The following is a 13,589-nucleotide window of genomic DNA, read 5'->3' as shown; positions in this document are numbered from 1 at the left end:
ATATTAAAAGAGGATACCTCAAACATACAGCCCTGAAACAACTGGATTTACCATGAGCCTTACTAATGCAACCAATACATTTCAAAGACACTTATCAAGACCTTTGACTTATAGCCCGCCGCAAGATCACAACAGCCATAAAGACAATATCGAGCGCCGGGAATTTCTCGACAAATTAAAGCGTCGAGTGCGAGACAGCAGTCACTCCAGGGAAGTCAGCCTGGAAGGTTCTTCTATCTCCCTGGAACCTGGCTCATCGCTAGAAGAAACTCTCCAGCCCGCAAGAGCCATGTTGCGAAACATGGTCGAAAGAGCCTCTTTCAAAAATCTTTTATTGAAACTCCGGCTGCCCGAAGACTCACTGTTTGAAGTAACCGCCACAGGTCAGGTCAAGGCACACTACGCTGGTAGAACCCTGAGTTTCGAGAGTGCAGTCAAACTGGCTCCGGATCTGAACGATGATCTTGTTGTATTGGTTGAAATGGCGCAATCGACCGGTGGCGTCGTCACCCTTGACGACCAGGTCGGCATGATTCAATGGTTGAGATTCCATCGTTACCTCCTCCCTCGAACGGTAGTCGATGCTCAGAACCTGATTGCCTTCCTGGAGCAGTCACACCCGGAAAATCCGCCATTCGGCAACTATTGGGAAATGGTAATCGCCGGCGAAAATAATCCGCTCACTATGTCATCAGCACAGCGGGACCGGCTTCGAACACTGATCAAGGAGTACACCAAGGGCGAGTCATTATTGGAACTGCTTTCAGACACTATTCTGGGTGGACGATCCACTCCCATCAAACGATCGGAAGCGGAGTATTTTCTGAACATGCTTGTTTCCAGTTCCATTGCTCTAATCTGGGCAAAAAGCTTTGTACGAGACCTGGATTGGTATGGTGCGCAAGATGATCAGCCCTTATCGGACGAATCTCTCCAGCAAATACTTTTCACTGCGCTACTGTTGGATCTTCATCCGAAGGTCGGGGAGCAAGAGCCGCGCAATCAAGTGGCCGGGTTCGATCTCTATGCAGCCCAACATATAGAGAAGTCTTTCACCAGTGTTCAAACGGAATTCGAAAGACATTTGATCAATCACCACCGGGTCACTGAACAGAACGTGGCACTGGCCTCGCATTTATTGCTGGCCGGCACCGCGCCGGAGTTCCTGGTCCAGGACTTGCCACCTACTTTGCTATTAGGCACCCCGCAATGGGTTGATTACTGCCGGACCATCGCGGTGCAGGAAGCTATCTCACCGGGATCGTCGCGCGTAATGACCCATGCGCAAATACAACACCTGATGAAGTCCGAGTCAGTCACAGAGTCGCAACAGGCACTCAATGCCTTGGCTGCTGTAGATCCAGTGATCAACTGGGCGTTGCTCAACAGTATCGTCACCCATGATGAAGTAAACCTGTCGGCCAAGGATTCGCTTGAAGTGGCCGTGGCCGCTTACGCCCGCCATGCGAAAACCCTTGCTGAAACGGCTGAAACGTTGTCTCGCCCCTTGCCGACCCGCAAGAGCGTCGCCCTGGACATCCTCAAGCAAGTCGCCAAAGGATGCACCTATCTTGAAGATGACGTCCTTCACCAAAAGAGCAATCGATCACTGGAAGACGCCTATGCCGACCCGTTTCTCATGTCCCCTGTAGACCTGCACATGTCCAACGACCTGCAGACAGGCGATTGGGACTTGAAGCATGGAGCAAGTATTTATACTGCGTTTCCAAAGATGCTCCCCAATCTGATCTCTGCGCAGGGAGAGTTTTACCGCCAATTCAATCGGAACTACCTGTCACATGCGCAGGCTATGTATACGCATTTGAAACTAGCCCTTTCATCCTTGCCGCTTGTTGATCGAGTGCGGCTGCTGCGCGGACAATTGACGATATTCTCTGTACGGCCTTCAGTCGCCACTATTCACCCAATCACCCGCTTCCCCATGAATCCATTAGCGTCAACCCTTGACGTCATACTTAAAGTGCCGAATCGGGTTCCCATGGAGAGTCATAAAGACAAAGAGCAGGCCACCGGTCGTTACGGCGTGGTGATGTGTACCTACTTCGAAGGACGATTGAGCTGTTATGAGCTGTTCACCTTGCACGGAGTCTGCCGTGAAAACACGGAACTGGCCGAGCTGATCGAAAGGGAGAACCTGTTACGTACAAGCCCCCGCGGCAGTGAAAAGAACCACACCCATCCGGCACCGGTGCATCAACTGCCCACGGACATCGAGTGCTACACCCATGGGGTCACACCTGGCCTCGTCAATACCAGTCGTGGCGTCATTGAAAAGATCGGTGAACTATCCGCACCCCCACTGGCTTCGGACATTGAAAGCAAAGGCTATTACCAAAGTTTCTATTCAAGTGAATTCGAGTCACTCGTAAACTTCGTGCTCAAGCACCGGCCAATCGCAACCTACGATGAGTTGGTGAAAGAATGTTGGGGGCAAACCCGGCTGGAGGCATTGCGTGCAGAACGTGAAGAGGCATTGAACACGTTTCTCAATATTGTCGTACCGTTCAAATCATGCATCGAAGACATCAGTTCAGACGATCTGGATCGACAGTTCCAAGGCGTAGGTGCCTGCACCCTGGAAGCTGCGATGACGCTTCTGTTGGTGGTCGGGGCCATTGGCAAGATAGCCAGTATTGCCGCCCGAAGCATGACCCTTGCAACGAAAGCCAGCGCCCTGGCCAAAACTGGCCTGGGCCTGGTGAGCAGCTTGCTAAATCCGCTGGATGGCGTTCCGGATTTGCTTATAGGTGGCGCGAAACTGTTGCGCAAAGGTATTAACGGGAGTGTTGCGGCCTTGGAAAACGCCGTATCCGATCTTCGACAGTTGACGGGTCAGACTCAATTCGAGCAATTGGCCAGAGCCGGCGATCCAGACATCATTCGTCTCGGAACCTGGCGCCCTGCGCAAACTTCCCAGGATGCCTTCCAGGTATGGGGTATACGCCACCATGACGAATGGTACGCACTGAACCGATTTGGTGAGCCCTGGGGAGCCAAACTGAAGGGTTTTGATCTCAAACTTAAATTGCCCATCCCACGCTGGCATAAAATCATGCCTAAAAGCTACGCTCGTACAGTGATCAAAGAAGGCTTACCACTCGCCAGCAGAAAAGTAGACGATGCCATCAACGTATTGAATGACCCAACGCTGATCCAGGAATCGAATGCGGCGCTCGTCCTTCTGCTTGCGAATGACTCTTCCGCAGCCCGAAGTGCTTACCGTGACTACCTGATTGCAGTAAAAGAGGACCTTACAAATATCAAACCCGGCAACTTTATCCTCGACTGCAGTCAAGAAAGCGACTCAGTAGCCGAGCTGCATTGGGGGCTGTACAACGACTGGAAAACTGGCGACAAGGCGCAAAATGCCAACAACGAATTTATCCGGGTCTACAGTGACAACTTCAACGAGGCTTATCGCAGGGATCATTTCAACCCGGGCATTACTGCCGATACTTTCGTTCATGAAATGTTCCACGGCGCGCCGAAAACCAAAGATTTCGCCTACGCTGAAGACACCGGAATATTTCAGCGTGGCTCTCAACAATTGGACGTGAGTCCACTCCTGAATCTCGCCAACGGCAAGATGTCCATGGGCCTGCCGAGTTTTCCAAATACCAACTACAACAGCGGGATGGCGTTTAAAAATGCCGACTCATTTGCATTGACGACATCGCTGCTAAGCCAATTAAAGACCAACAAGCAAGCCTATCAGCAGAATATAGCGACCATGAAAGCGGCACTCAAAAATGCCAACCATGGATACATCAATGGGCAGACACTGGTAAAAATCAACATTCTCTGAGTTTCAGACAGACCGAGTTAACGATACCGGGCGCATGCGACCACTACTGTACTGTGGTTTAATTGCGCCCTTTTTTGCCCCCTCGCTTGCTGCAAAGGATCACTGTTCATGACCCAGCCCCACGCAACCAAAGTCCTGGTCATCGGTTACGTCTGGCCCGAGCCCCGCTCTTCAGCGGCGGGTGGACACATGATGCAAATTCTCGAGACCTTCTTGCAGCAAGGCTGGGACATTACTTTCAGTAGTCCGGCCAGCTCCGGTGAGCATCGGGCAGACCTGACGGTGTTGGGCATTCGCGAAGTCCCGATCGAATTGAACAACAGCAGTTTCGACAGGTTCATCAGCGAACTGGCTCCGGATATCGTTTTGTTCGATCGGTTCATGATGGAAGAACAGTTCGGCTGGCGAGTTGAAAAGCACTGCCCCCATGCCTTGCGCGTGCTTGAGACCTCCGACCTGCAAAGCCTGCGAGATGCCCGCCATCAACGCCTCAAGGAGCGTTTGAAGGCGAATGACGACACCAATGACTTCAGTGAACTGTTCGCGCCAGCGTTACGGGAAGAGTTTGAGCTCATGGCCGAGACCGATCTGGCCAAACGGGAAATCGCAGCGATTTATCGTTGCGACTTGAACCTGATGGTTTCCGAAGTGGAGATCGAATTGCTGGTCGAGCAATTCAAACTGCCGCGCCACTTGCTGCACTGGTGTCCGCTGATGGTCGATCTACCGAGCGTGCCGCCGGTTTCTTTTGGCGACCGCGCGCACTTTCTCAGCATCGGCAACTTCCGTCATGCGCCGAACTGGGATGCGGTGCTCTGGATGAAAACCACTATCTGGCCGCTGATTCGCGAACAACTGCCCAAGGCTCAATTGCACATTTACGGTGCTTACACGCCGCCCAAAGCGACTGCATTGCACAACCCCGGCCAGGGCTTTCATGTGATGAACTGGGCGCAAGATGCGTTAAAAGTCATGTCTGGCGCACGGATTTGTCTTGCGCCCCTACGCTTTGGTGCCGGCATCAAAGGCAAAATTGTCGACGCCATGTTATGCGGCACGCCCACGATCACCACGCCAATCGGCGCAGAAGCAATGCATGGCGAACAACGCTGGCCGGGGGCTGTGACCCGAACAGCACAGGCGTTCGCCGAGTGCGCGGTTCAGCTGTACAAGGATGAAGCTCTGTGGACGGACGCTCAATCCCTTGGGCAATCGTTGCTCGTCGCGCGTTATCGACAATCGGAGCATGGTCCGGCGCTGATTGAAAAGTTGTTGTATTGCCAACAACATCTGGCACAACTTAGAAATGACAACTTTACGGGAAGTATGTTGCGCCATCATCACCACAGAAGTACGCAATACATGGCGCAATGGATTGAAGCAAAGAATCGGAACCCATTATAGAACTTATACCAACAACAAATATTTTGCATTATCACTGTTATTGACCAAATCCAGCACTCAACCTTATAAATATTCAGCCAGACTTGTTTAAGTTCGGCACCCTCAACTCTTCTTATAAATTAATGCAAGGATGCATTAAATGAGCAACTACGCCAATAACAACTGGATGTCCGCCACGCCAGCCATTAACACTTTATCGCTCAGCGAACTGACTCTGCCTGGCACTCATAACGCTGGCTGCGACTGGAAAGCGCCCTGGCCTTTGTTCGGCCCTCCCCCGCACTGGGTGGCTTGTCAGCATAAGTCGTTCTATAGCCAACTGTGTCATGGGTCCCGAGCACTTGACGCCCGTCTGATTTATGACGCCGCTGCCCCAGGGTTAGGAAAATTCATATTTACACATGACAGTCATCGCTCTAACCGCACGCTGGGCGAACTGATAACCGACCTAAATAGATTTCTTACGGAAAATCCGGATGAGTTTGTCATTGTGGACTTTCACCAACTCAAGAATGGCGAGCATCCATTTGACTTCAAATACTTCAACGACATGATGTTGAGATTTATCGACCATCGGATGATTCCTGTCCAAAACCAGAGCCTGAGCCTTGAGAGACTCAAGCAAATCAGCCCACTGCAAAGAATACTGATCGCGACCCCATGGCACAGTGCTCTTGATCGAACTGTATTTCACGAACAGATCAGGCACAAATGGTCTGGCAGCGGTATCACCAATGTCGCTGATTTGAAGCAGCACATTATTAATGTACTGAAATACCCGCCGGGCACAGGGGCACCGTGGTCACTTTCCGCCACCAGTTACAGCGCGCTCGGTGGCCCCGTGGATATTCATGACGAGCTTAATTCCTGGTTCGATCCGAATAACAGCGACTGGGCGTCAAAATGCAACATCATCAACGTCGATTTTATTGAAGAGTCCAACATCGTCTCTTATTGCCGAACGGTAAACCTGATGAAAGCGCGCGATCGGGTCCCCCGTTAGGCAAAGTCGTGGCAGGCTGGCACAGAAGGCGCCAAAAGAGGCATGATCGAGCAGCGATAACAAGAAAAGCATCCTGACATGACTCGAACAGCCCGCGTGACAGACCCCTCCTACGAATTGATGGACGACCACAACGGGTTGTCCATCATCTACCGTCAGCACGGATTCCCTTGCCCGCTGGTGCGTTGGCATTTTCACAAGGAATACGAACTGCACCTGATCGTCGCCAGTTCCGGCAAAGTGTTCATCGGTGACTACATCGGTAATTTCTATCCGGAATCGCTGTTCCTCACCGGCCCCAACCTGCCCCACAACTGGATCAGCCAGGTGGCCGAAGACGAAGTGGTGCCCAAGCGCGACATGCTGGTCAATTTCACGGACGAGTTGTTCGACAGCGGCCACTTGGTGTTTGCCGAGCTCAAGGCACTGGCGCCACTGTTGGAGCGCGCCCAGTACGGCATCGAGTTTCGCTGCAAGCGCACCATCCGCCAGGCCATGACCTTGATGCAGCGTATCGCCGATACCCAAGGCGTGACGCGTCTCGGGCACTTTTTCATTCTGCTGGAGTTGCTGGCCGCCTCTGACGATTTTCAGTTGCTGTCCGGAGCCACGACACCGCAATTGGCCGACGAGCACAATATCGATCGCACCAACCGGGCGGTGGATTACATCTTCGCGCATTACGCTCGGGAACTGCCGCTGGAAGAAGTCGCCGAGCACTTGGGCATGAAGCCGACTTATTTCAGTCGAGTGTTTAAACAAGCCACCGGCCGCTGCTTCATCGAATTCGTCAATCGCCTGCGGATCAGCAAATCCTGCGAGTTGCTGGCCGATGGCAACAAACCGGTGACCGATGTGTGCTTCGAGTCGGGCTTCAACAATATTTCCAACTTCAATCGGCGCTTTCAGCAACTCAAGGGCATGACGCCCTCGCATTATCGGCGGTTGGCGGTGCAGCGGTTGACCGAACAAAACCTTGGGTAAATACAAATCCCTGAGGGAGCGAGCCTGCTCGCGAAAGGGTGGATCATTCAACAGTGATGTTGACTGACACGAAGTCATCGCGAGCAAGCTCGCTCCCACAGGTTAAGACCTGTTTTCACACTGAAACCTGTACGGATTCAATAGGCGTTAACTGCTGAAAACCCGTTCCCTGCACCTCCCCCCTCAAAGTCCAGTGCAAAATAGTATCGATTCAAGTGCGATGGATGATTTGTCACGTCATCAATTGAAGGCTGTAATCAGTGCACATTCTTCCCCCCGCAGGAAGACACAAAAACAATAACTGTCCTTCTGTAACCCGCCGGGTGCAGAAAAGGAGTGCACGATGCAACCTTCTGTAAAAGCTCTGCTTGCCCTTACCTGCATGACCCTCAGCAGCGTCAGCCTCGGCGCCCAGACCCTGACCATCGCCACCGTCAACAACAGCGACATGATCCGCATGCAAAAACTCTCGAAAACCTTCGAGGCCGAGCATCCGGACATCAAGCTCAATTGGGTGGTGCTGGAAGAAAACGTCCTGCGCCAACGCCTGACCACCGACATCGCAACCCAGGGCGGACAGTTCGATGTTCTGACCATTGGCATGTACGAAGCCGCACTCTGGGGCGGCAAAGGCTGGCTGGAGCCAATGAAGGACTTGCCGGCCAGTTATGCCCTCGACGACGTGTTCCCATCGGTGCGTGAAGGCTTGTCGGTCAAAGGCTCGCTGTACGCTTTGCCCTTCTACGCCGAAAGCTCCATCACCTATTACCGCACCGACCTGTTCAAGGAAGCCGGGCTGACCATGCCCGAGCACCCGACCTGGACCCAAATCAGCGAATTCGCCGGCAAACTCACCCATAAGGATAAAGAACAGTACGGCATATGCCTGCGCGGCAAGGCCGGTTGGGGCGAGAACATGGCGCTGATCAGCACCGTCGCCAATGCCTATGGTGCGCGCTGGTTCGATGAGCAATGGAAGCCGGAATTTACCGGCCCCGATTGGAAAAACGCGCTGAACTTCTACGTCGACACTATGAAGAAATCCGGTCCGCCGGGCGCATCGAGCAACGGTTTCAATGAAAACCTCGCGCTGTTCAACAGCGGCAAATGCGCGATCTGGGTGGATGCCAGCGTCGCCGGCTCCTTCGTTACTGACAAGACCCAAAGCAAGGTGAGTGACCACGTCGGTTTCACCTACGCACCGCACGAGACTACCGATAAGGGTTCAGCCTGGTTGTATTCCTGGGCGCTGGCAATTCCGACCAGTTCCAAGGCCAAGGACGCGGCGAAAACCTTCAGCGCCTGGGCCACTTCCAAGGAATACGGAGCGTTGGTTGCCGAGAAAGACGGCATTGCCAACGTGCCGCCAGGTACCCGCGCATCGACGTACAGCGATGCCTACATGAAGGCTGCGCCGTTCGCCAAGGTGACTCTTGAATCGCTGAAAGCCGCGGATCCGAGCAAGCCGACCCTCAAGCCCGTGCCCTATATCGGCATTCAGTTGGTGACCATTCCTGAATTCCAGGCCGTGGGCACCCAGGTCGGCAAATTGTTCTCGGCAGCGCTGATCGGCCAGACCACGGTCGACCAGGCGCTGACCGCTGCCCAGTCAACCACCGAACGTGAAATGAAGCGCGCCGGTTATCCCAAGTAACCCCCGCTACCAATGTGGGAACTGCTTGTGTGGCGTGGGAGCTTGCTCCCGCTCGACTGCGCAGCAGTCGCAAAGCTTTTGGGGCCGCTTCGCGCCCTAGCGGGAGCAAGCTCCCTCGCCCACAAGCCCGCTCCCATAGTTGATCTTCATTTGTCTGTTCTTAATCGGTTCTATCGCCATGAATATTTCAACTGCCAAAGCTCACATGGACATTTCCCAACCGGTGCGTAAAAGCCGGTTGGCCAATCCCGGCTGGTTCCTGGTCAGTCCCTCGGTGGCGTTGTTGCTGCTGTGGATGATCGTGCCGCTGGGCATGACCGTTTACTTTTCGCTGATCCGCTACAACCTGCTCTACCCTGGCGAAAACGCGTTCGTCGGGCTTGAGAACTTCAGCTACTTCCTCAGCGACTCGGGCTTCATGCCCGGCGCCACCAACACCTTGTTGCTGGTCGGCAGCGTGCTGCTGATCAGCGTGGTGTTCGGCGTGTTGATCAGTGCGCTGCTGGAGGCCAGTGAATTCCTCGGTCGCGGCATCGTGCGGGTGATGCTGATTTCGCCGTTTTTCATCATGCCCACCGTCGGTGCGCTGATCTGGAAGAACCTGATCTTTCACCCGGTGTCGGGGATCCTCGCCTACGTCTGGAAGCTGTTCGGCGCGCAACCGGTGGACTGGCTGGCGCACTACCCGCTGCTGTCGATCATCATCATTGTGTCCTGGCAATGGCTGCCCTTCGCCATCCTGATCCTGATGACTGCCATGCAGTCCCTCGACCAGGAACAGAAGGAAGCCGCGCGCCTCGACGGCGCCGGGCCAATCGCGATTTTTTGGCACCTGACTTTGCCGCACCTGGCCCGGCCGATTGCGGTGGTGGTGATGATCGAAACCATCTTCCTGCTCTCGGTGTTCGCCGAAATCTTCACCACCACCAACGGCGGCCCCGGCTACGCCTCGACCAACCTCGCGTACCTGATCTACAACCAGGCGCTGGTGCAGTTCGACGTCGGCATGGCGTCCGCCGGTGGCTTGATCGCGGTGGTGATTGCCAACATCGCAGCCATCGTGCTGGTGCGCATGATCGGCAAAAACCTGACAGACAAAGCCTGAGGCCTGCGCCATGACCCTTCAACAATCCCGCCGTCTGCAAAGCCTGCTGCTCGGCACCCTGGCCTGGGCCATCGCGATCCTGATCTTCTTCCCGATCTTCTGGATGGTGATGACCAGTTTCAAAACCGAAATCGATGCGTTCGCCACGCCGCCGCAGTTCCTCTTCACGCCGACGCTGGAAAACTACCTGCACATCAACGAGCGCAGCGATTACTTCAGCTTCGCCTGGAACTCGGTGGTGATTTCGTTCAGCGCTACGGCCCTGAGCCTGCTGATCGCGGTGCCGGCGGCGTACTCGATGGCGTTCTACGAAACCCAGCGCACCAAGGGTACGCTGCTGTGGATGCTCTCCACCAAGATGCTGCCACCGGTGGGCGTGCTGATGCCGATCTACCTGCTGGCCAAGAGTTTCGGCCTGCTCGACACGCGCATCGCGCTGATCGTGATCTACACGCTGATCAACCTGCCGATCGTGGTCTGGATGATTTACACCTACTTCAAGGACATCCCCAAGGACATCCTCGAAGCCGCGCGCCTCGACGGTGCCACGTTGTGGCAGGAGATGGTCCGGGTGCTGCTGCCGATCGCCAAGGGCGGGTTGGCGTCCACAGTGTTGCTGTCGCTGATCCTGTGCTGGAACGAGGCGTTCTGGTCGCTGAACCTGACCTCGTCGAAAGCCGCGCCGCTCACTGCGTTGATCGCCTCCTACTCAAGTCCCGAAGGTCTGTTCTGGGCCAAGTTGTCGGCAGTGTCGACCCTGGCTTGCGCACCGATCCTGATCTTCGGCTGGATCAGCCAGAAACAATTGGTCCGCGGCCTGTCGTTCGGCGCCGTGAAATGAAGATCGCCGACTCAATGCGACCACTGTAGGAGCGAGCCTGCTCGCGATGGCGGAATGTCATTCAACAGTGATGTCGACTGACACGGCCTCATCGCGAACAGACTCACTCCTACAGAAAAGCCCACACGGCTCAACTGAATAACAACAAGTGGAGGCCCATCATCATGGCCAACCTGAAAATCAAGAATCTGCAAAAAGGCTTCGAAGGCTTTTCCATCATCAAAGGCATCGACCTGGAAGTGAACGACCGCGAGTTCGTGGTGTTCGTCGGTCCGTCGGGCTGCGGCAAATCCACCCTGCTGCGCCTGATCGCCGGCCTGGAAGAAGTCAGCGGCGGCACCATCGAACTCGATGGCCGCGACATCACCGAAGTCAGCCCGGCCAAGCGCGACCTGGCGATGGTGTTCCAGACCTACGCCCTGTACCCACACATGAGCGTGCGCAAAAACATGTCGTTTGCCCTCGACCTGGCGGGCGTACCGAAAGCCGAGGTCGAGAAGAAAGTCGGCGAAGCGGCGCGCATCCTCGAACTGGGGCCAATGCTCGAACGTAAACCGAAACAGTTGTCCGGCGGTCAGCGTCAGCGCGTGGCCATCGGCCGAGCCATCGTGCGCAATCCGAAGATCTTCCTGTTCGATGAGCCACTGTCCAACCTCGACGCCGCCCTGCGGGTGCAGATGCGCCTGGAACTGCTGCGCCTGCACAAAGAACTCAAAGCCACGATGATCTACGTGACCCACGACCAGGTCGAAGCCATGACCATGGCCGACAAAGTCGTGGTACTCAATGGCGGCAAAGTCGAACAAGTCGGCTCGCCGCTGGACCTGTATCACCAACCGGCCAACCTGTTTGTCGCCGGGTTCCTCGGCACGCCGAAAATGGGCTTCCTCAAGGGTAAAGTCACCCGCGTCGAAAGCCAGCGCTGCGAAGTGCTGCTGGACGCCGGCACCCGCATCACCTTGCCACTGAGCGGTGCCAACCTGAGCGTCGGCGGTGCGGTGACCCTGGGCATTCGCCCGGAGCATCTGAATCTCGCGCAGACCGGCGACTGCACCTTGCAGGTCACCGCCGACGTCAGTGAACGCCTGGGCAGCGACACCTTTTGCCACGTGGTGACCTCGTCCGGCGAAGCCCTGACCATGCGCGTTCGCGGCGACCTGGCCAGCCGTTATGGCGAGTCGCTGAGCCTGCATCTGGACGCCGAACACTGCCATTTATTCGATGCCGACGGCGTGGCGTTGACCCGCCCGTTGCGCGCTGCAGCCTGATTTCGAGACCTTGTGATGAAACTCAATAAACACAACCTCAACCGCCTCGCCCCTGGGGTGATCCTGCCGGCCTATACCCTGAGCGACACTCGCCAAGGCATCGCGCACATCGGCGTCGGCGGTTTCCACCGGGCGCATCAGGCGTATTACACCGATGCGTTGATGAATACCGGCGAAGGTCTGGACTGGGCGAGTTGCGGTGTCGGCCTGCGCGCCGAAGACCGCCGCGCCCGGGACGATCTCAAAGAGCAGGATTACCTCTTTACCCTGTTCGAGTTGGGCGATAGCGACGACACCGAAGTTCGAGTGATCGGTGCGATTCGCGACATGCTGTTGGCTGAAGACGGCGCACAAGCACTGATCGACAAACTCGCCAGCCCCGAGATCCGTATCGTTTCGCTGACCATTACCGAAGGCGGCTACTGCATCGACGACAGCACCGGCGAGTTCATGGCCCAGTTGCCGCAAATCCAGCACGACCTGGCACACCCAAACACACCGAAAACCGTGTTCGGTTTCCTCTGTGCCGCGCTGGCCAAACGTCGTGCAGCCGGCACGCCCGCGTTCACCTTGATGTCCTGCGATAACCTGCCGCACAACGGCGCAGTCACGCGCAAAGCGTTACTGGCGTTCGCCGCCCTACGTGATGCCGATCTGCGGGACTGGATCGCTAGCAATGTCAGTTTTCCGAACGCGATGGTCGACCGCATCACGCCGATGACCAGCACCGAACACAAGCTGCAACTGCACGATAAACACGCTATCGACGATGCCTGGCCGGTGGTTTGCGAACCGTTTGTGCAATGGGTGCTGGAAGACAAGTTCGTCAATGGTCGGCCGGCCTGGGAAAAGGTCGGCGTGCAGTTCACTGACGACGTCACGCCTTATGAAGAGATGAAGATCAAACTGCTCAACGGCAGTCACCTCGCCCTCACTTACCTGGGGTTCTTGAAGGGTTACCGTTTCGTTCACGAAACCATGAACGACCCGCTGTTCGTGCGCTACATGCGTGCCTACATGGACCTGGACGTGACCCCGCAACTGTCACCCGTGCCGGGGATTGACCTGACCGAGTACAAGAACACCCTGGAGGCGCGCTTCTCCAACCAGGCGATTGCCGATCAGCTGGAGCGCGTGTGTTCGGACGGTTCGTCGAAGTTTCCCAAGTTCACGGTGCCGACGATCAATCGATTGATTGCGGATGGGCAGGAGACCAAACGGGCGGCGTTGGTAGTAGCGGCTTGGGCATTGTATTTGAAGGGCGTGGACGAGAATGGCCAGACCTACAGCGTTCCTGACCCACGGGCGGAATTCTGTCAGGCGTTGGTGGCGGATGATGCGTTGATCACGCAGCGGTTGCTGGCGGTTGAGGAGATTTTTGGAACGGCGATCCCGCATTCGCCCGAGTTTGTGGCAGCGTTTGAGTGGTGCTGTAACAGCTTGCGCGATGTCGGCGTGACAACAACCCTCGAACGAGTACTCGCCAACTGATCATTCCCACGCT

9 protein-coding genes are annotated in these 13,589 nt (G+C 55.5%); all 9 read left to right on the top strand.

Annotated elements, in window-relative coordinates; all coding sequences use genetic code 11:
• The first annotated feature begins 52 nt into the window (after positions 1-52).
• The 9 genes from AC3WP4_RS02775 (at position 53) to AC3WP4_RS02735 (ending at position 13,576) form a co-directional block, all read left to right on the top strand.
• The gene (locus AC3WP4_RS02775) at positions 53-3,826 is read left to right on the top strand and encodes a hypothetical protein (RefSeq protein WP_102614726.1); all 3,774 of its coding nucleotides are present in this window, start codon (positions 53-55) and stop codon (positions 3,824-3,826) included.
• Between the two features lie 108 nt (positions 3,827-3,934).
• On the top strand, positions 3,935-5,230 hold the full coding sequence (locus AC3WP4_RS02770) for a glycosyltransferase (RefSeq protein ID WP_102614727.1): 1,296 nt from the start codon (positions 3,935-3,937) through the stop codon (positions 5,228-5,230).
• Between the two features lie 139 nt (positions 5,231-5,369).
• Positions 5,370-6,233, top strand: coding sequence for a phosphatidylinositol-specific phospholipase C domain-containing protein (locus AC3WP4_RS02765; RefSeq protein WP_102614728.1), 864 nt, complete (start codon positions 5,370-5,372; stop codon positions 6,231-6,233).
• A 78-nt stretch (positions 6,234-6,311) separates the two neighbouring features.
• Positions 6,312-7,217: an AraC family transcriptional regulator gene (locus AC3WP4_RS02760; RefSeq protein WP_074876469.1), complete on the top strand. Its 906-nt coding sequence runs from the start codon at positions 6,312-6,314 to the stop codon at positions 7,215-7,217.
• A gap of 343 nt (positions 7,218-7,560) precedes the next feature.
• Positions 7,561-8,871 carry an ABC transporter substrate-binding protein gene (locus tag AC3WP4_RS02755; RefSeq protein WP_102614729.1) on the top strand — a complete coding sequence of 437 codons (1,311 nt, stop codon included), beginning with the start codon at positions 7,561-7,563 and terminating at the stop codon, positions 8,869-8,871.
• A 205-nt stretch (positions 8,872-9,076) separates the two neighbouring features.
• On the top strand, positions 9,077-9,976 hold the full coding sequence (locus AC3WP4_RS02750) for a carbohydrate ABC transporter permease (RefSeq protein ID WP_256581112.1): 900 nt from the start codon (positions 9,077-9,079) through the stop codon (positions 9,974-9,976).
• A gap of 10 nt (positions 9,977-9,986) precedes the next feature.
• Entirely contained in the window at positions 9,987-10,817 is an 831-nt protein-coding gene (locus AC3WP4_RS02745; RefSeq protein WP_074876465.1) for a carbohydrate ABC transporter permease, read from the top strand.
• A 164-nt stretch (positions 10,818-10,981) separates the two neighbouring features.
• Positions 10,982-12,085 (top strand): ABC transporter ATP-binding protein, encoded by a 1,104-nt coding sequence (locus tag AC3WP4_RS02740; RefSeq protein WP_074876463.1) that lies wholly within the window; start codon positions 10,982-10,984, stop codon positions 12,083-12,085.
• Positions 12,086-12,100: 15 nt separating this feature from the next.
• On the top strand, positions 12,101-13,576 hold the full coding sequence (locus AC3WP4_RS02735; RefSeq protein WP_102614731.1) for a mannitol dehydrogenase family protein: 1,476 nt from the start codon (positions 12,101-12,103) through the stop codon (positions 13,574-13,576).
• The last annotated feature ends 13 nt before the right edge of the window (positions 13,577-13,589 follow it).

This window comes from Pseudomonas sp. FW305-20 (assembly GCF_058788075.1).
Note: the sequence above shows the minus strand (reverse complement) of the source record. Positions and strands in the feature narration are given on the sequence as shown.

Bases quoted from the DNA above. Each gene is read 5' to 3' on its own strand.
- AC3WP4_RS02755 (WP_102614729.1), top strand. From the start codon at position 7,561: ATGCAACCTTCTGTAAAAGCTCTGCTTGCCCTTACCTGCATGACCCTC.
- AC3WP4_RS02745 (WP_074876465.1), top strand. From the start codon at position 9,987: ATGACCCTTCAACAATCCCGCCGTCTGCAAAGCCTGCTGCTCGGCACC.
- AC3WP4_RS02735 (WP_102614731.1), top strand. From the start codon at position 12,101: ATGAAACTCAATAAACACAACCTCAACCGCCTCGCCCCTGGGGTGATC.
- AC3WP4_RS02765 (WP_102614728.1), top strand. From the start codon at position 5,370: ATGAGCAACTACGCCAATAACAACTGGATGTCCGCCACGCCAGCCATT.
- AC3WP4_RS02770 (WP_102614727.1), top strand. From the start codon at position 3,935: ATGACCCAGCCCCACGCAACCAAAGTCCTGGTCATCGGTTACGTCTGG.
- AC3WP4_RS02775 (WP_102614726.1), top strand. From the start codon at position 53: ATGAGCCTTACTAATGCAACCAATACATTTCAAAGACACTTATCAAGA.
- AC3WP4_RS02740 (WP_074876463.1), top strand. From the start codon at position 10,982: ATGGCCAACCTGAAAATCAAGAATCTGCAAAAAGGCTTCGAAGGCTTT.
- AC3WP4_RS02750 (WP_256581112.1), top strand. From the start codon at position 9,077: ATGGACATTTCCCAACCGGTGCGTAAAAGCCGGTTGGCCAATCCCGGC.
- AC3WP4_RS02760 (WP_074876469.1), top strand. From the start codon at position 6,312: ATGACTCGAACAGCCCGCGTGACAGACCCCTCCTACGAATTGATGGAC.